This is a genomic window from Desulfosarcina widdelii (assembly GCF_009688965.1).
GTDB classification, from domain to species: Bacteria; Desulfobacterota; Desulfobacteria; order Desulfobacterales; family Desulfosarcinaceae; genus Desulfosarcina; species Desulfosarcina widdelii.
Genome location: NZ_AP021875.1, coordinates 3374786 through 3399864, shown reverse-complemented (window position 1 = coordinate 3399864; position 25079 = coordinate 3374786). Strand labels below are relative to the sequence as shown.

General features: G+C 55.6%; 21 protein-coding genes and 2 tRNA genes. 15 read left to right on the top strand and 8 right to left on the bottom strand.

Annotation, left to right across the window (positions count from 1 at the left end; translation table 11 throughout):
* Positions 1-40: 40 nt before the first annotated feature.
* Positions 41-116 (top strand) — tRNA-Val (locus GN111_RS15755).
* Between the two features lie 23 nt (positions 117-139).
* Positions 140-217: transfer RNA gene (locus tag GN111_RS15750), tRNA-Asp, on the top strand.
* Between the two features lie 218 nt (positions 218-435).
* On the opposite strand, the gene GN111_RS15745 is transcribed toward GN111_RS15750, so the two are convergent.
* Entirely contained in the window at positions 436-774 is a 339-nt protein-coding gene (locus GN111_RS15745; protein WP_155304661.1) for an IS110 family transposase, read from the bottom strand.
* A 374-nt stretch (positions 775-1148) separates the two neighbouring features.
* On the opposite strand from GN111_RS15745, the gene GN111_RS15740 reads away from it, so the two are divergent.
* Together GN111_RS15740 and GN111_RS15735 are read left to right on the top strand one after the other, a co-directional pair.
* The gene (locus GN111_RS15740; protein ID WP_155304660.1) at positions 1149-1334 is read left to right on the top strand and encodes a cold shock domain-containing protein; all 186 of its coding nucleotides are present in this window, start codon (positions 1149-1151) and stop codon (positions 1332-1334) included.
* A gap of 263 nt (positions 1335-1597) precedes the next feature.
* A complete protein-coding gene (locus GN111_RS15735; protein ID WP_155304659.1) occupies positions 1598-3355 on the top strand; it encodes a sensor domain-containing protein in 1758 nt (585 codons plus the stop codon).
* Between the two features lie 602 nt (positions 3356-3957).
* Here the strand turns inward: GN111_RS15735 and GN111_RS15730 are convergent.
* Positions 3958-4212 carry a PilZ domain-containing protein gene (locus tag GN111_RS15730; RefSeq protein ID WP_155304658.1) on the bottom strand — a complete coding sequence of 85 codons (255 nt, stop codon included), beginning with the start codon at positions 4210-4212 and terminating at the stop codon, positions 3958-3960.
* Positions 4213-4426: 214 nt separating this feature from the next.
* A complete protein-coding gene (locus GN111_RS15725) occupies positions 4427-4975 on the bottom strand; it encodes a class I SAM-dependent methyltransferase (protein ID WP_155304657.1) in 549 nt (182 codons plus the stop codon).
* A 163-nt stretch (positions 4976-5138) separates the two neighbouring features.
* Here GN111_RS15725 and GN111_RS15720 point away from each other — a divergent pair, with 163 nt between their 5' ends.
* The gene (locus GN111_RS15720; RefSeq protein WP_231715759.1) at positions 5139-5798 is read left to right on the top strand and encodes an oxidoreductase dimerization domain-containing protein; all 660 of its coding nucleotides are present in this window, start codon (positions 5139-5141) and stop codon (positions 5796-5798) included.
* 273 nt (positions 5799-6071) lie between these two features.
* Here GN111_RS15720 and GN111_RS15715 read toward each other — a convergent pair whose 3' ends face one another.
* Complete coding sequence (locus GN111_RS15715) at positions 6072-6290, bottom strand: hypothetical protein (protein WP_155304656.1); 219 nt, start codon at positions 6288-6290, stop codon at positions 6072-6074.
* Between the two features lie 227 nt (positions 6291-6517).
* Here GN111_RS15715 and GN111_RS34205 point away from each other — a divergent pair, with 227 nt between their 5' ends.
* Positions 6518-6652 (top strand): hypothetical protein, encoded by a 135-nt coding sequence (locus tag GN111_RS34205; RefSeq protein ID WP_269433840.1) that lies wholly within the window; start codon positions 6518-6520, stop codon positions 6650-6652.
* Positions 6653-6939: 287 nt separating this feature from the next.
* Positions 6940-7236 (top strand): CREC-EF hand family protein, encoded by a 297-nt coding sequence (locus GN111_RS15710; protein WP_155304655.1) that lies wholly within the window; start codon positions 6940-6942, stop codon positions 7234-7236.
* A 124-nt stretch (positions 7237-7360) separates the two neighbouring features.
* Here the strand turns inward: GN111_RS15710 and GN111_RS15705 are convergent, their stop codons facing one another.
* The 4 genes from GN111_RS15705 to GN111_RS15690 all read right to left on the bottom strand — a co-directional run bounded on the left by GN111_RS15705 (position 7361) and on the right by GN111_RS15690 (position 10395).
* Complete coding sequence (locus tag GN111_RS15705) at positions 7361-8155, bottom strand: ABC transporter permease (RefSeq protein ID WP_155304654.1); 795 nt, start codon at positions 8153-8155, stop codon at positions 7361-7363.
* Positions 8152-8829 (bottom strand): ABC transporter ATP-binding protein, encoded by a 678-nt coding sequence (locus GN111_RS15700; protein ID WP_155304653.1) that lies wholly within the window; start codon positions 8827-8829, stop codon positions 8152-8154. Before GN111_RS15700 ends, GN111_RS15705 begins: the two co-directional genes overlap by 4 nt.
* A 681-nt stretch (positions 8830-9510) precedes the next feature.
* Positions 9511-9960, bottom strand: coding sequence for a DMT family transporter (locus GN111_RS15695; RefSeq protein ID WP_155304652.1), 450 nt, complete (start codon positions 9958-9960; stop codon positions 9511-9513).
* Positions 9961-10017: 57 nt separating this feature from the next.
* On the bottom strand, positions 10018-10395 hold the full coding sequence (locus tag GN111_RS15690) for a cupin domain-containing protein (RefSeq protein ID WP_197740561.1): 378 nt from the start codon (positions 10393-10395) through the stop codon (positions 10018-10020).
* Between the two features lie 228 nt (positions 10396-10623).
* On the opposite strand from GN111_RS15690, the gene GN111_RS15685 reads away from it, so the two are divergent.
* The 8 genes from GN111_RS15685 to GN111_RS15650 all read left to right on the top strand — a co-directional run bounded on the left by GN111_RS15685 (position 10624) and on the right by GN111_RS15650 (position 25039).
* Complete coding sequence (locus GN111_RS15685) at positions 10624-11994, top strand: MFS transporter (protein WP_155304651.1); 1371 nt, start codon at positions 10624-10626, stop codon at positions 11992-11994.
* Positions 11995-12387: 393 nt separating this feature from the next.
* Positions 12388-16692: an amylo-alpha-1,6-glucosidase gene (locus GN111_RS15680; RefSeq protein ID WP_155304650.1), complete on the top strand. Its 4305-nt coding sequence runs from the start codon at positions 12388-12390 to the stop codon at positions 16690-16692.
* Between the two features lie 35 nt (positions 16693-16727).
* Positions 16728-17036 carry an isoamylase early set domain-containing protein gene (locus GN111_RS15675; protein ID WP_155304649.1) on the top strand — a complete coding sequence of 103 codons (309 nt, stop codon included), beginning with the start codon at positions 16728-16730 and terminating at the stop codon, positions 17034-17036.
* 116 nt (positions 17037-17152) lie between these two features.
* On the top strand, positions 17153-19699 hold the full coding sequence (gene glgP / locus GN111_RS15670) for an alpha-glucan family phosphorylase (protein WP_155304648.1): 2547 nt from the start codon (positions 17153-17155) through the stop codon (positions 19697-19699).
* Positions 19700-19801: 102 nt separating this feature from the next.
* Positions 19802-21313: a glycogen synthase gene (locus GN111_RS15665; protein ID WP_155304647.1), complete on the top strand. Its 1512-nt coding sequence runs from the start codon at positions 19802-19804 to the stop codon at positions 21311-21313.
* Positions 21314-21353: 40 nt separating this feature from the next.
* Positions 21354-23375, top strand: a complete 2022-nt coding sequence (locus GN111_RS15660; RefSeq protein ID WP_155304646.1) for an alpha amylase C-terminal domain-containing protein — start codon at positions 21354-21356, stop codon at positions 23373-23375.
* A gap of 15 nt (positions 23376-23390) precedes the next feature.
* Entirely contained in the window at positions 23391-24404 is a 1014-nt protein-coding gene (gene murB, locus GN111_RS15655; RefSeq protein WP_155304645.1) for a UDP-N-acetylmuramate dehydrogenase, read from the top strand.
* Positions 24401-25039 carry a LysE family translocator gene (locus GN111_RS15650; protein ID WP_231715758.1) on the top strand — a complete coding sequence of 213 codons (639 nt, stop codon included), beginning with the start codon at positions 24401-24403 and terminating at the stop codon, positions 25037-25039. Before murB ends, GN111_RS15650 begins: the two co-directional genes overlap by 4 nt.
* Positions 25040-25079: the final 40 nt, after the last annotated feature.

Below are 25079 nucleotides of genomic sequence, written 5' to 3'. Positions count from 1 at the left end.
TTCTTTTGCAGGTCCGCAAAGGAAAGCTCTTTATAAATTCGGGCGGATAGCTCAGTTGGGAGAGCACCGGCCTTACAAGCCGGGGGTCACAGGTTCAAGCCCTGTTCCGCCTACCAGCCTAAATGCTGACATCACTTTCGGGGGCGTAGTTCAGTTTGGTTAGAACGCCGGCCTGTCACGCCGGAGGTCGCGAGTTCGAGTCTCGTCGCTCCCGCCATTATTTATAGAGAGTCCAACCAGTTAGAAAACCGGTTGGGCTCTTTTCTTTTTCCAGCACCTCGATTGACGGCTTTTCAGACGGCTTTTTCATTTCTTACCACCCGACTGCTCCGCTTCTTTTCTCCTTCTGTTTGAGCACGTATTTCAATACGTCGCCGGGTTTCAGTTTTATTGGCCAGGGCTTTTCTTGCAACGGTATTGTTGGTCCGGGCCGCTTTAGCCTTCGGGCAATATCCCCAGCATGAGCATCTGGGTCAACCAGAACGCATCGGACCTGTCGTCCCTGTGTTTGATCCCTTCGTACTGCTTAATCGCCGATGGATTTGCCAAATGCATCTTGTATCCGGCATCCTGAAGCCCGTCGACCAGCCAATACCAGTTGAAGGTTGATTCGACTGCGATACCGGACAGGGCCTGTTTGAACGGCCTCAGGGCTTCCTTAATGACGTTGAGCTTGTTGGCCAAACGTTGACTGAAAAGCCTCTTGTTTTCACTGTCGATGATCCCGAGAAAAATATTGTTTGAATGAAGATCGATTCCGGCATATGTTGTCATTGGGCACCTCCTAAATCCAATAAAGTCGAATTGTCAGGCTCTCACGCCTGCTGGTATCATAGCAGTTGCTGCTACGATTAGGGAGGTGCCCTCTTTTAGCGCATCAGGCGGTAGTGATATTTATCGACTTTTCAGGATGTATTTCACATTGCAATAACGCTCGTAAGCGTCACCCCAATCCAGAATCGTTTCATGGATAAATGTCACGCTTGATGCGCAACCTTGCCATCTGAAGTTGACGCCTAAGTCACTCTAAGTCCTTTATATGATTATCACATCTTAATTATTTGCCCTTCCTATCTCAGGGCTTTAAAAATCAAAGCGTAAAGATTTTTCAAAAATTAATAATTAAGATGTGACCCCTATTATTTCTTGTGAAGTGGTTTAATGACAGCAAGGGTTTTGGTTTTATCGAGCAGGAAGATGGGAATGATGTTTTTGTTCATCATTCGGCAATCAACGCCACCGGATTCAGATCTCTCAACGAAGGTGACCGGGTCACATTTGACATCGAACAGGGTCCAAAAGGACCTGCTGCAGCAAACGTGACAAAAGTCTAACGCGTCGATATTTAATTCGAAAGGGATTCCCTCAGCAGTATGAGGGGTCCCTTTTTTTATTTCCAGCACCTCAATCGGTAATGCTTGTAGACCAGGTGCTCGTAACACCGTTCGGGCATAGGGTTTTAAATATATCCGCAAATAAGTGTTACAAATGCTGGCAATATCGTGCTAAGGATCATTAGATCTCAATTGATGACCGATACTTGCAAATTTGTTTTATCATCCAAAATACTCGTAGTAGAGTTATAAGGCTTTAAAAGATGAACACAAAAAATCTCATACATAAAAAACTGGAACACGAACTGGAACTATATAAGATGATGGTAAATGCCTCTCTCGACTCTATCACTCTTATTGACCGGGGCTATAAATATCTCATAGTTACTGATGCTTACACGAGGGCTCGCCAGTTAAAAAAGGAAGAAATCCTAAATCATACCGTGGCAGATGTTTGGGGAGAGAAAATATTCGAAGAAATAATAAAATCAAAGTTGGACGAATGCTTTAGCGGGAAAACAGTATCTCATATAGCGGCATACGAATTTAAAAAGAATGAGATCAGCTATATTGAGACCGTCTATACACCCTGCTTCACTTCTGGTTCAAAAGCATCCTATGCAGTCGTCATTTCACACAACATCACCGAATTAAAGAAAAGCCAGGAAAAAATAGAGGCCTTGGCCTATTATGATTCTTTAACCAATCTTCCCAGCCGTCCTTTATTCTTAGACCGACTGTATCACGAAATAACCAAAGCAAATAGAAAAGGTAAATCAGTAGCTGTATTTTTTTTCGATCTGGATGAGTTTAAAAAGACGAACGATACGTTCGGTCATTCTGCCGGCGATAAACTTCTTACTAATGTGGGCGATAGACTAAAAAAATATTTGAGGGAAACCGATACGATAGCAAGGCCTGGTGGAACTATTAACTTGGACGAAAAGAACAATTCTGACTACCTTGCACGAATAGGTGGAGATGAATTTACTTTCATCATTCCTGATGTTTCAGACAAACGGGCCACAACAAGGATTGCGGAAAGAATCCTAAATATATTCAAAGAGCCTTTCGAGATATTAGACAGGGAGATTTTCATATCGACCAGCATCGGAATCGCTTTTTATCCTGATGACGGAGATGACGTTGAAACCTTGCTCAAAAATGCTGACACGGCAATGTATAAGGCCAAATCCAAAGGGAAGAATAACTTTCAATATTATTCACCTGATATGAATCAAAGAGCCAAAGAGCGTGTTAAAGTAGAGACCAAATTACGATACGCTATTAAAAACAGTGATCTACAGCTATATTACCAGCCGCAGTATAATATCGATAATGCTAAGATGACTGGAATGGAAGCCCTAATCCGTTGGGAAGACAAAGAACTGGGTATGGTATCTCCCAAAGATTTCATCCCTTTGGCAGAAGAAACAGGAATGATTATCGAAATAGGAGATTGGGTTATTAATTCCGCCTGCCACCAAGGTAAAGTTTGGCATGACCAAGGTTTCAATGATCTCAATTTAGGCGTCAATCTATCGGTACGTCAGTTTTTTGATCCTAATCTTGTGGATAAAATAAAATCCGCTATCGAGACTAGTCAATTCGACCCTAATTTTTTAGAGCTTGAAATCACTGAAACGGCGATGATGCATGATACTGAAGGAGCGATGAAAATCATAAATGAAATCAAGAGCATGGGGATTAAAATATCTCTTGATGACTTCGGAACAGGTTACTCTTCATTGGTTCATTTAAAACTTTTTCCTGTTGACATGTTGAAAATTGATCAGGTTTTCATCAGAAATGCTGATTTAAACGGACGCGATGGGGCCATTATATCCTCTATGATCGACATGTGTCATAAACTTAATATCAAGGCTGTTGCTGAAGGTGTAGAAACCATAGAGAGTTTGAGTTTCCTTAAGGATAATAGATGCCATTTTGCTCAAGGATTTTTTTTCAGTCCGCCGATACCTGTTGAAAAGTTTGAGGATCTGCTTTATTGCAGTAATTAATTTCTGGTCGGATACTATTTTTTTTCGAATTATATGGTCATCACACTTTCTGCATACAGAATGGACCTGAGATCAATCATCGGGATTGAATCGCTCAATAGGATTTTTGAGCGAAATAATAATCCTGAAACCCATACGTTTCGCGGTAGATGTCATATCTGCGGTTGCTTGACCACAATTGAAATATCGAAAACATCCGGAGGCTATGGCCTTCTTGGCGGTGTTTTGTACGAAGCGGATCTTGGGAATTATATTGCACTATGTGTTCCTTGTTACGAAAAATATGGGTAAACGGAGCGTCGTACTGATAATTCAAATTGAGAAAATCATGCAGAATTTCATTCATAACAATTTTGGTAGACGCAGCGGAACAGATAGACGCCAATTCATTTATACCATTCATGTTCCTGAGAGAAGGTCCGGAAAAGATAGGAGGGTCCTTTCAGATCGAAGAAAAAATATCAGAACAAAATATTCGAACAATCCAAAAAGCGGCAACTGAATCAATCATCGAGAGAATAAATGCCTTTCCACGGCAAGCATTTGAGCTTAAATTAAAAAAAGTTATAATGTAGCCTAATTTCAATCCGGTTCGTTATCACCTACATAAATTCAACAGCAAAACCTGCATTGTTTAGCCATTTAATGCACCCTTTGCGCTTTAAATTTTTCTGGCCTGAGGCAAACGGGATACTAATTGTGACAATATCTTTTTTAGAGAATTGATTAACGCTATAGGTTTCAATATATACACCGCCGAGGCTGATATCTTTTAGGCTACCAGTGTACAAGCGATCTGAATGGCGGAAAACGATTTCCACTTGGTACTTTTTTCTTTCGTGATAACCGATGAACAATTAGCCAAACTTAGTAATGGAGGAGAAAAACTTTGGAACAATGTAATGAAATTTATGCAATTTCAAACAGTTGCAGAGGTGGTAAAAACATAACGTTGTTTTGCCCAAGTTAAGGTAGGGGATAAACTTGTTTTCGATCCATTTCTTAACCCTGAAAAGTCTACAGGAGTAATGTGAGGAAAACATTCGTTGCGGGTATATGAGTCGTGGATGGTCACATCAAAGGCTTTCCCGCCTTGATCGCAACAAGTGAAGCCACCTGATCGAACTTTTCATCTTGGTCTATCTTTTTTTCTTCGTAATAGACGACTCGTAACGGCTGGAAAGCATGAAGCAGTTCGTTCTTTTTTAGACAATATTTATCCTTTTTACCATTCATAAATGATTCAAAAATCAGGATACCACCTGGCTTCAGACCATCTTGGATCATTGGGAAAAGACGTCTGTCCAGGAATCGGATGTTGACGATCAGATCATAGCGATCTGGTTGGATATCCCAAGTATCCAAATCTGTGCAAATGACATTGATATTCGAATGCCTGCCTGCCAATTGGTCGGTGGCCACTTTAGAAATATCCACGGCATCCACGACGAATCCTTTATCAGCCAGGAAGATGCTGTTTCTGCCGTTCCCACAGGCGATGTCCAAAGCTTTGCCAACTGGTGCCAGAGACCAATACTTCTCAAGTACGGAGGAAGGTTCAGAGTTGCCAAGCCTTTCCAGATATTTTGCATCCCATTTTTTTCGGTCTTTTTCAGCCATATCGTAGAATAGCCAGCCAGATGGCTTGGTTTCAACCCGAAAACTTCATAAGCAATTTCGCATTTCCCACTATTTTTGCCTAAAAATCGCTATAAACCACCAATACTATAACATATATTCACATATTTTGAGTCCAATTTACCCTTTAAGTAATCGCCACTGTGTGAAGGTTACAAAGAACACCGGTAACATCGAACTGGCCAAGCAGATCGGCCTGGAAGCCGATCCACGTATGGGCATTAAAGTCGACGCCTACATGCGGACCGACGACCCGGATATCTTCGCGGCCGGCGACTGCGCAGCCAAGTTTTCCTTCTTCGACGGCCAGCCGACCTGTGTTCGCCTTGCCTCGGTTGCCTGCAGCGAAGGCATGATCGCCGCCAGCAACCTGTATGCCCCCGTTCGCAAGTGCATGGGGGCCGTAGGGGCTTTCGGCACCACGGTGGGGAAGAATTCCATCGGTGCCGCGGGCCTGACCAGCAAGGCTGCCGATGATGCCAACATCCCCTACGTGGTCGGCGAGGCGGTTTTCCCCAACCGTCATCCGGGCGGCCTGCCGGGCTGCATCCCCGACATGAAAGCCAAACTCCTGTTCCACAGCGAGACCGGCAAAATTATTGGCGGGCATGTGCGCGGAGGAGAAGCCACTGCGGATATGGTCAACATTGTGGCCGCTGCCATCCAGGGAGGACTCACGGCCGAAGATCTGGCCACCATGCAGTATGCCACGCATCCTCTCCTGACCGCATCGCCTCTGGGGTATCACGCTATGCTGGCCGCCGAGAATGCGTCGGCCAAGTTGACCGACAGCCGTCCATCGTGACAATTCCGTCTTTCCAAAAATCAAAGGGGTGGTTCGCAATTGAACCGCCCCTTCTGTTTATGTCTACGAAATGTTCGTTCCCTAAACGGTTGTCTGCGTCTAAATATGACGGTTTCGCAAAAAGTAGAATTTAGCCCTTTGATGTCATTCCCGCCGCGGTAATGACATGTCTGGTGACTTTTTACGGGAATATCAAAGATGAGGATCGATCAAAACGGCTTTAACGATTCACCGCCACAGCAGAATGGCTTCCCCCCCGAAGTGGATGCCCCATCAGCTTTTCACTGATGTCCGATGCGTTTCCTGCAGTTCCTTCCAGATTTTGCGCATGATGTCGTTTTCGGTTTTATCGTTTTCCTGGAGAATGTCTCCAAATGCGTCATCGAAATCGGGAACGGATGCGGCATTCGCACGGGGCGCTGCACCCCGGTTCCCCTTGGACATGTCTGTCATGATGTCATTTACAATCTGGTCGATGGTTTGCGTCTGCATTGAACCGCCTTTCTATTTAGTTTACTGAATCGAAGCCTACCATCGAAGCTTCACGGGGATATGACCCCAAGATTACCGGATGGTAATGAAAGGATATGGTGGTAGTTTTTCCCTGCCATCACCCAGCCGACCGGCTCCCATTGCCGAATTCTTCCGATGCTGTATCTTTTAACCAAGCAAGACGGAACAGCAACAATCGAAAACCAAAAAATACATGAGGTGACATCATGGCCGAAAATAGAACTCAGGATTACACCGACGACAGAAATGAAGGACACGTGGATACCCGCGAGAGAAACTTCGAATGTGAAAACAAGGATCCGCATCTGGGATGTGACCCGGGAATCGATGTGGCAGGATAACCGAAAGGCAGGTGCCCGATGATTGGAACAACGATAACGCTGATTACGCTGGGTTACTTCATCAATCGATGCATCACTGGCCGGGCATCGGCCGCCGCTTGCAAGATTTAAGGGCATGATCAACGGCAGAGCTTCGATTATTCAGGCAAATAAATTGAAATCCGCCGGTATGGCGGTACACGGCAGAGCCTCTAACGGGGCTCTGCCTTTTTGTTGTGCAAAAAGCCGCCGCACTGCACCAAAGCAGCTGCGACCAATATAACCAACGATAGAAACAGGGGGCCGATATGAAGCGACGATTTCTGCTTATGGGTTTTATGGTTCTAATCATGCTGACCGCTGGATGTTCAAGCCATAAAAGATTCCACAGCACCGACATGCCTGACCCTCAGGCATTTAACGCCCATTTCGGAGACATGGACACCAACGGAGATGACCTCGTGAATTGGGAAGAATTTGAATCTTATTTTGAGAATACGGAACAAAAAGTGTTTGACGCGGTCGACATGAATCAGGACAGCAGTATCGACCATGATGAATGGCACGCGTTCAAGGCCGCGCATGGTTTGAAACATCATGAGTAAAACGAATTTGGAGGCCTTTTCAACAAACAACCTTCCGATCATGCAACGATGCCGTTGAAAAAAACGAAAAGGCAAGTCATTTTTGAGACTTGCCTTTTCGAGGCATCACAGAATTTTTAAAAAATCAATCATTCCCTGGTTGCAACAGCAACCTCTCACCTTTGCCGAAGCATCGTTTTCGAACCAGGTAAACCACCAGCAAAGACCCAATGGCCGTCGATCCCACCAGCATGATCATCACCACGATCTGGTAGCGGACCGCCTGCAGGGGGTCGGCGCCGGCCAGAATCTGTCCGGTCATCATGCCGGGAATGAACACAATGCCGACGGCCATCATGGAATTGATCGATGGAATCATTCCGGCCCGCATGGCGTTACTGAGAATATCCCTGCTGGCCTCCTTGTAATCGGCGCCCAAAGACAGCATGGCCTCAACTTCGTGTCGGCGCTTCCGGAGCTCGCCCAACAGCCGTTCCAAAGCAATTGCGATGGCATTCATCGAATTGCCGATCACCATCCCGCCGATGGGGATGAAATACTGCGGCTTCCACCAGGGCGTAACGCCAATCACCACGGCAGTTACCATGTAGGAAACGATGATATAACTGATCGCCATTGAAACGAGCAAAGGCCAGAAAAAAGTAACCTGCTTTTCTTTGATCCGGCTTCGAATTTCCCAGGCGGCAAAAAAGATCATGAAGCCGAATACAAAGAGAACAAAAACCGCCTTATCCAGCTTGAAAATGAAGATGAGAATATAGCCAAGCAGAAACAGTTGTACAAAAGTTCGGACTGTCCCCACCAGCAGGTCTTTTTCCAGCCTGAGCGCATGATGCAACGAAGCAAGCCCGGCCAACAGAATGAAGACAAGTCCGATGGCCAGTTGGCCCAGCCCGATGGATACGATTTCTGTTGTCATGTCAGCAACTCAATTTGACCTTTGACGATTTGAAGCACCTTGTGCCTTACCCGCGCGGGCCTGAACGTTCGGTGGCTTACCATCAGAACCGTCAAGCCCGACTCGACGCACATCCGTTCGGCGGTTTCCTCCACGATCCGCGCGCTTTCTTCATCCAGCGCGCTGGCCGGCTCATCCAGCAGGAGAACCTTCGGATTCAGCAGCAATCCCCTTATAAAGCAAAGGCGTTGAAGCTGACCGACGGACAGGGTCGAAGCATGAGTATCCAGACGGATGTCGTTGAGCAGAAAATTGTCCAGACGGGATTTGAGGATATCGTCGTCGGGTGGTGTAAGGTCTCGGTTGTTTTTAAACGAAAATGCCAGCAGCAGGTTCTCTCGAACCGTTGCATCCACGGAGGTTGGTGTCTGTTGAATATAAAGGACCTCCCGGCGAAGCAGGGGAGGATTGTATGAGGTCAGTGGACGGCCTTCGAACATCAATTGGCCGAGAGACGGTTCCTCCAACCGGTTGATCAGGCGTAGAAATGTCGATTTGCCCGAGCCGGAAGGCCCGTGCACCAGGTAGAAGCTGCCGCCGGCCAATTCGAGCGAAAGATCCTGGAAAAGGACCTTTCCGTTGGGATAAGAAAAGGTCACTTTCGAAAACGCAATGACCGGCGTTTTATCGTCCATTTTTCCGATGACCGACGGTTTTACCCTTTCGCTGAGGGCTGAATATCGTTTCGAAAATTCATAGCCTGGCCGCTTTTTCAGCTGCCAGGATTGCCTTTTATACGCATTATTACAATCAGACCGGGCAATTATCAAGGCAGATCGTTGAATCGCCAATGAAGAACACTGGCTTCAAAAAAGAACCGGACCTCGTGGTTGAGGTCCGGTCTGGAAAGGAAGAGCTTTTTTGGGCTTGTGGGTTGAGCCCTGAAAGTGATCCACATTTTATAAACCCATTGTTACGGTTTCATTAGAAATCGGTTCGATCACACGGTTTTTTGCAGAAAGAAACCGGGCCGCGATATCGCGGCCCGGTTTTAAGAGGGGATAAGGAGGAGCCTTGGGTTCTCTGGTTCCCGGACAAGGTCAGCAGAGTGCCCGAAGCACGATCTCAACTTAGCAAAGATCCCTTACAACAAGATGACACCAGGATTACCGGATGGTAATCTACGCAATTCTTATGGTCTCGTAAAAAATACCAACCTCGTCATGCTGGACTTGATAAGCCTGCCCCGGACCTGAGCCGGGGGCATCCAGAACGTATTGAAACCGCATGATAGCGCGCTAAAGCTTCACTACGTGCGCCGGCCTACGCCGGGACGAAATTGTGATAATTTCGACTTTTTACAGATTTATCAATCCTCAATGGCGGAATTGGATCAGGTATAAACTCACCAGCAGTCCCACGCATCCAATAATTCTGGATGCGCTGATTGGATGTCGGGCAAGGCCGAAGACGCCGAAGTGATCCAGGATCACCGAGACGATGAGCTGCCCGACGATGGTTGCCACAATGGTGTTGGCAATGCCGATGCGCGGGGTCAGCGTCAAAATGGCGGTAACGAAAATCACCCCGTAAATGCCGCCGGTGTAGTAGAGCGCCGGCGTGGATCTGAGATCCGCAAGCGACGGCAGGGAAGGGCTCAGCAGGATCAGCAGGAGAACCAGAACGACGATGGCACCGAAAAAGGAGATGAAGGTGGCCTGCAGCGGATGGTTGAGGCTTTTGCCCAGATGGGCGTTAAGGGCTCCCTGAATCGGTACCAGGCCGCCGGCGCAAAGGGCCAGCGTTAGAAACAGGAGGTTTCTCATGGGGTCCTCTGAATTGATGGTTGTTGAAATCCGGATGCCAGCCAGGAGGTGCGTTTGTCACGCCGTCGGATCGTCCCGGTGAACCGTATCCGGTGTGAAGGCGGGAAGGCATACGGCGATATATTCGGCACCTTCCGGTTGCGGTGTGCTGTAGCGCACCCATTGGCCCGCGTGGGTGATGACCGCCTGACCGGCCTGTACATCCAAGGTTCCCTCTTTCGATTCGACCCGAAGCCGTCCCTTTAATACCACGGTGTATTCATCGAATTCCGGCCGCTGCCCCGGTTCCTTCCAGCCGGGGGGCGAGACCATGCGGGCGACGCTGACCGCCGCGGTGCCGGAGTTGACCTGCCCGATATACTCTTCGATGCGCTTGGGTTTGTTGCCCGCGGCTTCGACGATGCTCGGTGCCTCGATTTTTATCGGCATGGTCATGCAAACCTCACAGATGGATGGATAACAGGATTTTTAGCGGCAGTCTTTGATTTTTCGGAAGGTATAGCCGCTCCCCCGGTTTGTCAATTGAACCCGCCGTTGCGAAAACCCGGTATCGTGAGTAGCTGCCTGCCCTCAGACGGACAGGCGAAAAGACGACCTTTACCGATGATAATTCGATCTTATGTTATTCCCTATCTGCCAATCTCTTCGAAAGCAGCGCGGAAAATGCCGGCAAATACGCACCCGACAGCGTCGAAAAACCCCTTTGCGGTGAACAATGTCCGCATGTTCATCGCCTTTCGGGTATTTTTCAACTGCCGGTTTTACTACCCTATCTTTACCGTCCTGTTTCTGGATTTCGGACTCAGCGTGGCCCAATTTTCGATTCTCAACGCGGTGTGGGCCGCCACCATCGTGATGGCCGAGGTGCCTTCCGGGGCCCTGGCCGACATCGTCGGCCGGCGCCGGCTTCTGGTCTTCGCGGCGATGTCCATGCTGGTGGAAATGGCGATTCTCTGTCTGGCTCCCAGGGGAAGCATTCCGCTGCTGTTCGGATTTTTTTGTGTCAATCGGGTGCTCAGCGGCCTGGCCGAAGCGGCGGCCAGCGGAGCCGACGAGGCCATCGCCTACGACGCCCTTCAGGCCGAGGGGATGGCAGACCAGTGGGGCAGGGTGCTGGACGTGCAGATGCGGCTGCGGTCGGTGATGTTCATTCTCACCATGTCGGTTGGCGCGGCGGTCTACGATCCGGACCTGATGAGCCGGGTGATGGCCTGGTTGGGATCGGAGTTTCGATTCACCCAGGACCAGACCCTGCGGATTCCCCTTTTTCTCACCTTCATCCTGGCCCTGTTCACCCTGGCCGCTGCCTTGCGTCTGGATGAGATCTGCCCCGACCCCCGGCAAGAGGGCACTTGTGAAAAACGGTTCAGCGGATCGACTGTAGATGCCCTAAAGCTGACCTTTTCCACCGGGCGATGGATCCTGAAAACGCCTTTTGTCCTAGCGGTGATCCTTTTCGGCATGCTCTTCGATGGCGTCTTACGCATGGTGATCACCCTGGCCAGCCAGTACTATCGCATGGTACAATTGCCTGAATCGCTGTTTGGTATCCTGGGTTCGGTCATGGCGGTGGCCGGGCTGTTTATTCCGAGGCTGGCTCGCCGCATCGCGGAAAACCACTCGCCGGCGGTTTGCCTTTGGACCACCAGCCTTGTGGCGCTGTCCGGGCTTTCGGGGATGGCCTTTTTCTGGCCGACCATCGGGTTGCTGCCCGCCCTGGTCGCCTTTTCGGCGTTGTACATGGTCGGTTTCTACCTCAGTTATTTTGTCAACCGGGAAGCCCCCTCTTCGCGCCGGGCCACGGTGCTCAGTTTCAAGGGCCTGGCCTACAACCTCTCCTACGGTCTGATCGGCGTGGTTTACGCGGGGCTGCTGGAGGCGAAAAAGGCGGGAATCGGGGGTGCCGCTGTGGACGACCGGTCGGTGGAAAACCTGGTCTTTAAGGAAACCTTTTTCTGGTTCCCGGTTTCCCTGGCTGCCGGCCTGGTCGTTCTGATCGTGGCAATGCGCCTGTTGCGCGCCAGGCGCACCTGAAACGCGGGAAGCGATTTCTCCGATACAGGCACACGGTGCTTGCAGGGATTTCGCACGACCCGCATAAGCGCTGCCCGGCCGGCATTGTCTTTTGCAATAAGGTGCGCGCGGTCACAGCCAACGATCTCCGTGTTGACAAGAGAGAAGAATTGACCGTATTCTATAATTTCATGACTGCTGCTGTTCATCCATCGGGACCATTGACTGTCCAAGGGGCCGATGGACCCTGCGCCGTCCCTTCTGTTTTATCGATTTGTCCATTGACTCCGGCCGGAGGCGGTTCCCACCCGGTAGAAAGGGACGCTGGCGTTTGGCATTGCCGCCCGCGATCCCAATGCCCGTTTCGCGCAATGCGCTGTCGCCTCAACCACCGCTGAAGGAGAAAGTCGGTTTATGGTCCAATCCGATGCCATCGTCCAGGTCCCCGCACCCGGCACCCACCAGCTTCATTTTGCGGGCGATACACTTACCTTTCACCTGCGTGTGCCCGAATCGTGGCGCGGCCAGGCCTGGTTGCGTACGAGCCTGGGATACGGCCGCAGCGTAAGGCGTGAAATCCTGCGCGAAGTGGACCGCGAGGAAAATCCCCTGGGCCGCTGCTGGTACGACGTCCCCATGAAGCCGTCCGGCAAGGGGCACTATTCTCTCACGGTGGCCCTGACCGAAGTGGGGCACTTCGAGGCCAAAGCCTATTTTTTGCGTACGGAAGGGACCGACCCGCTGTGGCCGCCGGGAACCAACACCGCCGTCAACGTGGCGCCGGCGGACACCGTGTGCGCCAATATCATCTATAACGCCTTTGTGCGCCAGTTCGGCCCCAACAAAAACGGGGGCATGGGAGACATCGACGCGGCCGCAAAGCCGCTGGACGAGGCCGGGTACACGGTGATTCCCCCCTCGGGAACCTTTCGGGATCTGATTGGCGAACTGGACTTCATCATCGGCCAACTGGGCTGCCGCGCCATCCAGCTGCTGCCCATTCACCCCACTCCAACCACTTACGCCCGCATGGGACGGTTCGGCAGCCCCTACGCCGCGCTCAGTTTCACCGCCGTGGACCCGGCCCTGGCCGAATTTGATCCCAAGGCCACGCCCCTGGAGCAGTTCATCGAGCTGGTGGACGCCATCCACGCCCGCGGCGCGCGGATTTTCATAGACATCGCCATCAACCACACCGGCTGGGCGGCCGGCCTTCACGAAACCCATCCCCAGTGGCTTTCCCGGGAGCCGGACGGGCAGATCGAAACCCCCGGCGCCTGGGGGGTGGTCTGGGCCGATCTCACCCGGTTGGACTTTCGCCACCGGGACCTGTGGCAGTACATGGCCGAGGTTTTTCTCACCTGGTGCCGCCGGGGGGTGGACGGCTTCCGCTGCGACGCCGGGTACATGATCCCCACACCGGCCTGGCGGTATATCATTGCCCGGGTCCGCGACCAGTATCCCAACGCGATCTTCCTGCTGGAGGGGCTGGGCGGCAAGATTTCCGTCACCCGCGAACTGCTCAACTGGGCCGATTTCAACTGGGCCTACAGCGAGCTGTTTCAGAACTACGACCGCGGCCAGATCGAGCACTACCTGCCCGGCGCCATGGAGATCGCCGGCAGTGACGGCAGCGTGATCCATTTTGCCGAAACCCACGACAACCTGCGTCTGGCCGCCACCTCGACCGCCTATGCCCGCATGCGCACCGCTTTATGCGCCCTGCTTTCTCACCAGGGAGGCTTTGCTTTCGCCAACGGCGTGGAGTGGCTGGCCACGGAAAAAATCGATGTGCATGGTGCGCCGTCCCTCAACTGGGGGGCGGCGGAGAATCTGGTGGATCATATCCGCCGGCTCAACGCCATATTGGGTGCCCATCCGGCCTTCGCCCACCCGGTGACGTTGGAGATGATCCAGACCGGGCCGGGCAACTGCATCGTCGCCGCCCGACGCAGCGATAGCGAACGGAATCTGCTGGTCGCGGTCAACCTGGATGCCAATGCCGGCAACCGGGCGGCCTGGCCGGCCGAACGCATGCCCCTATCCAGCCGGCAGGAGCTGATCGACCTGCTTGGCGGAAAGCCGGTGGCCGTCGATCAGCAAGGCGAAACCCTGTACCTGGACCTGGCACCGGGCCAGGTGGTCTGCCTGAGCGATCATCCGGACGATCCGGCGCTGCTGGCCGGCATCGAAAAGGGATTTCCGCGGTCGCCGGAACGGGTCCTGCGGCAGCGTATGCGGGCCAAGGCCCTGCAGGTGTGGCGCTATTACCGCGGCGTCGGGGACCTGGACGGCTGGGACCCGGACGAGGCCACCGCCCGGCTGCGATCCTCGCCCATGGATTTCTGCCGGGCCATGAACCCGTCGGGCGATGCGCCGCGGGTCGTGACCTGGCAGTTTCCCGTGGACGAGCGGCGGGAGGTGATGGTGCCTCCGGGCCACTTTCTGCTGGTCCGCGCCCGCACTCCTTTTCGCGCCACAATTGTCGAGCGGCAGACAGCCATGGCCGTGGAGGAGAGCCTGGCCGACGATGGCGGCGGCAGCTTTGCGCTTTTCGCCCCCCTGCCGGTCGGCGGGCGCCACAAGGCGCGAACCCTCAAGCTTTCCCTTTTCGATCCCGGGGGCTGCACCCATCACGAGGCGCCGCTGCTTTACCTGACCGCTGCTGACCGGGTAAAGGTCAGAAAGATCTTCTCCCGCCCGCGCAAGAACCTGGCCGCCATCCACATGCTGGGCACCAACGGTCGCGGCGGTATGACCCGGGCCCATGCCCACTGGAACCGGCTGCCCAGCCGCTACGATGCCCTTCTGGCGGCCAATCTGAGCCCCGACGTGCCCGAAGACCGCCGCATCCTGCTGACCCGTCTGCGGGGATGGGTGGTGTTCCAGGGGTTCTCCCAGGAGATCGGACGGGACTGCCTGGATGCCTTCGGGTTTGACTACGACGGGCCGGGCTGCTGGTCCTACCACATTCCCTGCGGCCAGGGACAGCATGTGGTGATCCACGTGGGCATGCGCACGATTCCGGGAAAAAACGCCGTGGCCATGGTCTTTTACCGGCATCCGGCCAGCGGGGCCAAAGACCGGCTGGCCGACGACACGCCGGTGACCCTGATCCTGCGTCCGGACGTGGAAGACCGCGGATTTCACGAGACGACCAAGGCCTTTACCGGGCCGGAGGATCATTTTCCCCGATCCGTCACCCCACGGGAAAACGGGTTTGCGTTCCATCCCTGCGAGGGACACGCGCTGAATCTGGCCGCCGAGAGCATCGGCTTTTTCCCCGAGCCCGAATGGCAGTACATGGTCCACCATCCTCAGGAGGCTCAGCGGGGGCAGGACCCGGATTCGGACCTGTTCAGTCCGGGCTATTTTTCCGGTCCTATAGTCGGTGGCCAGAGCGAGATGCTGGTTGCCCGGGTGTCCGGGGAGGCGGCCCCGGACGCGGAGACGGCCGACGAACTCCGGCAGCGGGTGGTCCGGTTCTTTGAAGCCACGCCATCAAAACAGGCGCCGGTGCCGGCCCTTGAAAAAGCCCTGGACCAGTACATTGTGAAGCGCGATCAATTCAAGACGGTCATCGCCGGATACCCCTGGTTTCTCGATTGGGGGCGGGATACCCTGATCGTGGTGCGGGGCATCGTCGCCGCAGGGCGGCACCAGGAAGGCTTGTCCATCATCCAGCAGTTCGCCTCCTTTGAGGATCGCGGCACCATCCCCAACATGATTCGCGGCACCGACACGGGCAACCGCGACACCTCCGACGCGCCCCTGTGGCTTTTCCGGGTCTGCGACGAACTGGGGTCCGCCATGGGACAGGAAAAGGTGCTGGCCACCGACTGCAGCGGGCGTTCCTTGAAACAGGTGCTTCTGGACGTCGCCCGGTCGATCATGGCCGGCACCCCCAACGGCATTGTCATGGACGCGGCCAGCGGCCTGCTCTTCAGCCCGGCCCATTTTACCTGGATGGATACCAACCATCCGGCCGGCACCCCGCGGCAGGGGTATCCCATCGAAATCCAGGCCCTGTGGCAGGCGGCCCTGGACTACCTGGGCCGGGTGGATGCGCCCCGGACACGCAAGTCCTGGAAAAAGCTGGCCGATCAAGTCCGGCAATCCATCGCCGACCTGTTTTTTCGGGAAGACCTGGGCTACCTGGCCGACTGCCTGCACGCGGCACCCGGCACGCCGGCCGCGGCTGCCACGACCGACGACGCGCTGCGGCCCAACCAGCTTTTCGCCCTGACGTTAGGGGCGGTGCAGGATAAGACCGTGGCCGGCCGGGTGCTGGCGGCCTGCCAGGAGTTGATCGTTCCCGGGGCCATTCGCAGCTTGGCCGACCGCCCCGTGCATCCGGCCCTGCCCATCGTCCACAACGGAGTTCTGGTCAACGACCCCGAAAGACCCTATGTGGGGGAATACGGCGGTGATGAGGACACCCGCCGCAAGCCGGCCTACCACAACGGCACGGCCTGGACCTGGGTGTTTCCCAGCTTCTGCGAGGCCTGGGCCGACTGCTTCGGCGCCGATGCCTATGAGACAGCACTGGCCTGGCTGGGCAGCAGCAGCCGCCTGATCGACAACGGCTGCGTGGGACATATGCCGGAGATCGTGGACGGGGACGCCCCCCACCGCCCAAGGGGATGCGATGCCCAGGCGTGGGGTGTCAGCGAACTGTTGCGGGTTTGGATCAAGATTCAGGGCCTGCGGCAAAAATGAATGGATTTACACGAACGGCCAACAGGAGGTGCATCGTGAGTTTGAAAAAACAGTATCTAAAAACCAAAGAGCGGTGTAAAGTGACCTTCCGGCTTCCCAAAGCGGCGGCCCCGGGGGCCAAAACGGTCCATATCGTCGGTGAATTCAACGATTGGAGCACGGTAAAAACGGCCATGAAACGCTTGAAAAGCGGTGAATTCACCGCCGTTGTCGAGCTGGTGCCGGGGCGGGAATACCAGTTCCGCTACCTGATCGACCAGACCGTCTGGGAGAACGACTGGGAGGCCGATCGCTATGTGAAAAGCGATTATGGAGATTGTGACAATTCAGTTGTGGCCGTATAGTCCGTTGCCGGACGGCAGTTGAACCGCCGCCAACCGCGTCTTTGCTGGCACCCCCGGTCGAATTCGCGGCCGGTGGTCCCTGAACGGTCCATCACGGTCCGCCAAGGAGTTCCAACATGAGGTCAATACAGACATTTCAAGTTTTTCCCTATATCCCCGAGCCCCTCGCCTTTCTCGAGACGCTGTCGCGCAATTTGTGGTGGAGCTGGAACCAGAATGCCATCGAGCTGTTCCGCCGGGTCAATCCGCCTTTGTGGGAAGCGTCGGGGAGAAATCCCATCGTTTTCGCCACCCTCATTCCCCAGGAACGGTTAGAAGAACTGGCCGTGGACGACAGCTACCTGGCCCATCTGGACCAGGTGCGGCGGCGCTTCGAAAACCGGGTGCTCAACCAGACCGACGGCGAGAGCCCCTGGGACGAAGGGGAACTGGTGGCCTATTTTTCCATGGAGTTCGGTATCCACGAAACCCTGCCGCTATTTGCCGGCGGATTGGGCATTCTGGCCGGAGACCACCTTAAAGCCGCCTCGGGCATGAAGATTCCCCTGGTCGGCGTGGGATTACTCTACCGAGAAGGCTATTTCCGTCAGTTTCTGGACAACGACGGATGGCAGCAGGAAGAGTATCCGGAGACCGATCTTTTCCACCTGCCTTTAACCAAGGAGAAGGACAGCCAGGGCGACGACATGGTGATCCGCCTGACCGCTGCCGGCCAGGATATCCGCGCCCTGGTGTGGAAGGTCCAGGTTGGCCGGATTCCCTTGATCCTGCTGGATACCAACCTGCACGACAACCCGCCCGAGATCCGCGATATCACGGCCCGGCTTTACTCCGGCGAGCAGCCCATCCGCCTGGCCCAGGAGGTTCTGCTGGGAATCGGCGGCATGCGGGCACTGGAGGCGCTGGGCATACAGCCCACGGTCTGCCACCTCAACGAAGGGCATTGCTCCTTCGTGGGCATCGAACGGCTGCGCCAGATTATGGCGAGGTACAGCATTGACCTGGAAACCGCTCGGGAGGTGGTGCCGCGCACCACGGTGTTCACCACCCACACCCCGGTGGCTGCCGGACACGACGAATTCCCGCCTGCGATGGTCAAACCCTATTTTGAGCCCTTCACCAGCGCTTTCGGCATGACCATCGACCAGATGGTAGCCCTGGGCCAACCCGACGGCGCGATGCCGGAGTCTCCTTTTTCCATGTTTATCCTGGGGCTGCGCACCGCCCAGTACATCAACGGGGTGAGCGAACTTCACGGGCAGGTGGCTCGCCATATGTGGTCCCACGTCTGGCCCACCCGATCCGACGACGAGACGCCAATCACCCATGTCACCAACGGCGTGCACATCCCTACGGTGCTGGCGCCGGAGATCAAACTGCTTTACGAACGTCACCTGGGGCCCCAGTGGAACATGGGCTCCACCATTCCCGACAATGCCCGCCGCATCGACGATATCTTCGACGAGGAACTCTGGCAGGCCCACGAGATGAGCCGCTCCCGCCTGATCCGCATGGTCCGGGAAATGATGCACCGCCAGTACGGGCGGCGCAACGCACCCGTGAACATCATGAAGGCTGTGGATTCGGTGCTCGACCAGGACACTCTCACCATTGCGTTCGCCCGGCGTTTCGCCACCTACAAGCGCGCCCATCTGCTGTTCAAGGATCCGGAACGTCTGGAGGCGATCGTCAATTCGAAGGATCGACCGGTGCAGTTCATTTTCGCCGGCAAGGCCCATCCCAAGGACAACGAGGGCAAGGGGATTATCCGCAGCCTGGTGGATTTCGGGCGGCGCACCAACCTGCGACACCGGTTTCTATTTCTCGAGGACTACGACATGCACATCGCCCGCTATCTGGTCCAGGGCGCCGATGTCTGGCTCAATACCCCCCGGCGGCCCATGGAGGCCTGCGGCACCTCGGGCATGAAGGCGGCCTTGAACGGCGTGCTGAACGTCAGCACCATGGATGGCTGGTGGTGTGAGGCATACAGCCCGAAGCTGGGATGGCGCATCGGAAACGGCGAGGAATATCAGGATCACAACTTCCAGGATTCGGTCGAAAGCCAGGCCCTGTACAACATCATCGAAAATGAGGTCGCCCCCCTTTACTACGATCGGCCCAGCGGCGGTATGCCCACGGCGTGGCTGAAGATGATGAAGGCTTCCATGAAAATGGCCATGGCCGGTTTCTGCAGCCTGCGCATGATGTCGGAATACGAGGAGCGTTTTTACCTGCCGGCCAGCCACCGGTTCGGGGAACTGGTGGCCGACACCGGCGCAGAGGCCAAAAAGCTCGGCGAGCAGCACCATCGCTACGTCGAAAAGTGGGGGCAGATTCGTCTGTCCGCTCCGATTGCCAGCGCCAGGGGGCCCTTTCGGGTCAACCAGTCCTTCGATGTCACCACGGTGGTCCAGACCGGCGAGTTGCGGCCCGAGGAGTTGAACGTAGAACTGTACTATGGCAAGATAAAACATGTAGACCGAATCGACGACCCTCACATAAAAATGATGCATGTGCGGGAAAGTCGCTCGGATGGGGCCTATCTTTACGGTTGCACGCTGCCGTGCAGTGATTCGGGACGTTACGGATTCACCGTGCGGGTGACCCCCAACGCGGACGCGTGGATCCGGTACCGGCCGGAACTGCTGACCTGGGCTTAATAGGCTGTTGAAAAACTATTTTCAACACCCTGCTAAAGGGAGGAAGACCGGCTTAAAGGAGAGAGATGACCGCCGCGTCTCCAGGCGTGAAAGGAGGAACCGATGCCGTCGCCCAAACCGAATCCGCGGGTACTGATCGTTACCCCGGAGGTGACCTATCTTCCCGATCGGATGGGCAGCCTTTCCCAATATCTGACAGCAAAGGCCGGCGGCCTGGCCGACGTTTCGGCCGCCCTGGTCAGTGCCTTGTTCAACGAAGGGGCCGACGTCCACGTGGCCCTTCCGGACTATCGGTCGATCTTCCATGATCGGCTGGCTCCCTTTCTTGCTCGGGAGCAGTGGGCCATTCGCAATGTCATGCCGGACGACCGGGTCCACCTGGCCGAGGATCGGGCCTTTTTTTACCTCAACCGGGTCTACTCGGCCTACGGTGGCGAGAACACCAAGCTCTCTTTGGCGTTTCAGCGCGAGGTGATCAACAACATCGTTCCCCGGGTGCGGCCGGATTTGATCCACTGCAACGACTGGATGACAGGCCTGATCCCGGCCATGTCCCGCCAGATGGGGATTCCCTGCCTGTTTACCATCCACAATATCCATACGGTAAAATCAACGCTGGCCCACATCGAGGATCGCGGCATCGACGCGGCCTATTTCTGGCACCATCTTTTCTTCGAGAAATTCTCATCCAGCTACGAGGAGGCCTGGGAGTTCAACCCCGTTGACTTTCTGGCCAGCGGCGTGTTCGCGGCCCATTTTGTCAATACGGTCAGCCCCCGTTTTCTCGAAGAAATTGTCGAGGGTCGCCACGATTTCGTGGAATGGCCGCTCAGGCAGGAGTTGAGCAACAAGTTTTATGCCGGCTGCGGAACGGGCATTCTCAATGCGCCGGACCCGGCATTCAACCCCCGATCGGACAAACTGATCGCACGCAAATACACGGCCAAAGAGCATAAAGCCGGAAAGCTGGAGAATAAACGCCAATTGCAGCAACAGTTGGGACTGATCCGCGACGACCATGCCCCCCTGTTTTTCTGGCCGTCGCGCCTGGACCCGATCCAGAAGGGCTGCCAGCTTTTGGCAGAGGCCTTTTATGGCATCCTGTCCAACCACTGGGACATGAACCTGCAGGTGGTATTCGTGGCCAACGGAGACTTCCAGTCGGTTTTCCGGGATATCGTCAACCACCATGGCTTCCACGACCGGGTGGCGGTATGCGACTTCAGCGAAACGATGGAACATCAGGCCTATGCGGCCGCCGACTTCATTCTCATGCCGTCGCTGTTCGAACCCTGCGGCCTGCCGCAGATGATCGCCCCCATTTACGGGGCGCTTCCCGTGGCCCATGATACCGGCGGGATTCACGACACGATTGTTCATCTCGATGCGGATAAAGATACCGGAAACGGGTTCCTGTTTGAGCATTACAATGCAACCGGGTTGTACTGGGCCGTAAGCCAGGCTATCGCGTTCTTCAAGCTGCCTGAAACCGAAAAGTGCCGGCAGATCGAACGGATCATGCAGCAGAGCGCCGCCACCTTCAACCATGCCAACACGGCCCGGCAGTATATCGACCTTTACGAGAAGATGCTGGAACGGCCGCTGATCAATTGATGCCAACGGACCTTTTTCGAAAATCCAAAAAAGAGCCCCCATGACCACTGTCACCTCCCTTGCCGACCGTCTGATCGACGCCGATCCCTACCTCAGCGCCCATCGCACGGCGCTGACCCGGCGGCTTGCGCATATCCAGACCCTGCGCGAGCGGATCACCGAAGGAAGCGTGGATCTTCTGGACCTGGCATCGGGACACGAGTACTTTGGCCTGCACCGCACGGCCAAAGGCTGGATCTTTCGGGAGTGGGCGCCCAATGCCACCGCCGTTTACCTATTGGGCGATTTTTGCGGCTGGCAGGAAGATTCCGCCTTTGCGTTGACCCAGCTGGCTGCCGACGGCCAGTGGGCCATCGATCTGCCGGCGAATGTTCTGCATCACGGCGACCTGTTTCGCCTGCGGATTCACTGGAACGGCGGGGCCGGGGATCGCATCCCGGCCTATGCCCGCCGGGTGGTTCAGGACCCGTATACGCTGATTTTCAACGCCCAGGTGTGGGCACCGGAGCAGCCCTACCGCTGGCGCTGTCCGGACTTCAGGCGACCGGATCGGGCCCCTTTGATTTACGAGGTCCACGTGGGCATGGCCCAGGAGGAAGAGAAGGTCGGTTCCTGGCGCGAGTTCACGGAAACGGTGCTGCCGCGCATTATTACCGCCGGCTACAACACGATCCAGCTCATGGCCGTCCAGGAGCACCCCTACTATGGCTCCTTCGGCTACCATGTGTCCAACTTCTTTGCCGCCTCCTCGCGTTTCGGCCCGCCGGAAGATCTCATGGCCCTGATCGACGCGGCCCATGAAGCGGGCATCGCCGTGATCATGGACCTGGTGCACTCCCACGCGGTGGCCAACACCGTCGAGGGGCTGGGGTTGTTCGACGGAACGGAATACCAGTACTTCCACCAGGGAGCCCGCGGCCATCATTATGCCTGGGACAGCCGCTGCTTCGACTATGGCAAACCCGAGGTGGTTCACTTTCTGCTGTCCAATTGCCGCTATTGGCTGGACGCCTTTCATGTGGACGGGTTCCGCTTCGACGGCATCACCAGTATGCTTTATACTCACCACGGCCTGGAGCGGGCCTTTAGCGGGTACGACGACTACTTCAACGACACCGTGGACGAAGATGCCCTGGCCTACCTGGCCCTGGCCAACGAGGTCATTCACCGGCTGCGGCCCGATGCCATGACCGTGGCCGAAGATATCAGCGGCATGCCGGGCCTGGCCCTGCCCGTGGCCGAGGGCGGCGTGGGGTTCGACTACCGGTTTGCCATGGGGATTCCCGACAACTGGATTCGGTTGACCAAAGATACTCCCGACGAAAACTGGCCCATGGGCCATCTGTGGTACGAGCTGACCAACCGGCGACGAGAAGAGCGGACCATCAGCTACACCGAGTCCCACGATCAGGCCCTGGTGGGGGACAAGACGTTGATGTTCCGCATGGCCGACGCCGCCATGTACGACCACATGTGCATCGACGACCCGGACCTGGCCGTGGATCGGGCCATGGCCCTGCACAAGATGATCCGGCTGATCACTCTGGCCACGGCGGGCAGCGGATATCTCAATTTCATGGGCAACGAATTCGGCCACCCCGACTGGATCGACTTTCCCCGGGAGGGCAACGGCTGGAGCTATCGCTATGCCCGGCGCCAGTGGCACCTGGTGGATGCCCCCGATCTCAAGTATCGGCTGCTGGCGCGCTTCGACCGGCAGATGATCGGCCTGTTTGCGCGCTTCGACCTGCTGGCCGGCGGCGACCCTCAACGGCTGTGGGACCATGACAGCGACAAGGTGCTGATTTTCATGCGGGCCGGATGGGTGTTCGCCTTCAACTTCCATCCGGAACGATCCTGGCCCGATTACGGTTTTCCGGCGCCGGCCGGGTCCTACCGCATGATATTGAATACCGACGATGATCGGTTCGGCGGCCACGGACGCCTCACGGCCGACCAGCGCCATCAAGGCCTGAAAGATGAACACTCGCCCTTTGGCAGCCGGCTGTCTCTCTACCTTCCTTCCCGCACGGCATTTGCCCTGCAGCCCCAATCCATCTGAATCACGAGGCAGATCATGGAAAGCCGGTCCGATTTTTCACTCAAATCTCTGAACACTTTCGACGTCGAAGCCCGTGCCCGGCGGTATGTCCGGTTCGATGAGGAGAAGGAGATTTCCGAATTTCTCGGTGTTCAATACTTTGAGGGAGAACGCCTTCTGGTGCTGGGGGGCGGCAGCAATCTTCTCTTCGTGGACGATTTCGACGGTATTGTGCTGCATCCGGTGCTCAAGGGAATCGACGTGCTCAATGCCGACGAACGGTACATCCGGGTCCGGGCCATGGCCGGTGAGAACTGGGACGAGCTGGTGGCCCATGCGGTGGCCAGCGGCTGGGGCGGCATCGAAAATCTTTCTTTGATTCCCGGCAGCGTGGGCGCCAGTGCGGTGCAGAACATCGGGGCCTACGGTGTGGAGGTCAAGGACGTCATCGACAGCGTCGAGGCCATCGACATCCACAGCCACGAAAAGATCGTTTTTCCAGCCGAGGCGTGCGGTTTCGGCTACCGGACCAGCCATTTCAAGGGGCTTTGGACCGGGCGCCACATCATTACGGCGGTCGTGTTCAGGTTTTGCCGTCAACCGCGATTCGTTCTCGATTATCCGGAGGTCCGGGAGCAGGTGGATGCCCTGGGGCCGGTGAACCTGGATACGCTTCGGCAGGCCATCATCGCCATTCGGCGGGCCAAGCTGCCCGATCCCGCCGATCTGGGCAATGCGGGCAGCTTTTTCAAGAATCCGGTGGTTGAACCGGAAACCCTGCACCGGTTGCAGGCGCGTTTTGCCGACCTGCCCCGTTACCCCCAGCCGGACGGCCGGGTCAAGCTGTCCGCCGGCTGGATGATCGACCGCTGCGGCTGGAAGGGCCGGCAGATCGGCCGGGCCGGTGTGCATGACCGGCAGGCGCTGGTACTGGTGAACCTGGGCGGCGCTACGGGCAGGGAGATCCTGGATCTGTCCGAGCGCGTGCGCCGGTCGGTGAATGAAACCTTTGACGTGAATCTGGAGCGGGAGGTAAAGGTGGTCCCATGATACTTTCGATGATACCGATCGACACCCTGGCAGCATTTTTCATGGCGTCCGTACTGCTGGCGCTGGCCCCGGGCCCGGACAACATCTTCGTGCTGACCCAGTCGGCCCTGCGCGGCAAGTCCGCCGGTCTGCTGGTGACCCTGGGTCTGTGCACGGGACTGCTCGTGCACACCACCGCTGTGGCCTTTGGCGTGGCGGTCATTTTCCAGGCCTCCGCGGTGGCCTTTACCGCGCTCAAGCTGTTTGGCGCCGCATATCTGCTGTACCTGGCCTGGCATGCCTTCCGGGCCTCGTCGCAGGATATCTCTGCCGGCCGGTCCAACGGGCTGAGCGCCGGCCGCCTCTACCGGCGGGGGATTATCATGAACGTGACCAATCCCAAGGTGTCGATCTTTTTCATGGCCTTTTTGCCGCAGTTTGCCGATCCAGCCCGCGGCCCGCTGAGCCTTCAGATGCTTCTGCTGGGCGGTGTCTTCATCGTTTCCACGATTCTCGTTTTCGGCGGCATCGCCCTGATGGCCGGCTCCATCGGCCAGTGGCTCACCCGTTCCCCGAAAACCCAGGGGGTCATGAACCGGGTGGCCGGGTTGGTTTTTGTGGGGTTGGCGGTGAAGTTGGCCACAGTAAAACGGTGAAGATTCCGTAAAACGCCCGATATCGGCGTTATGCTTCGCC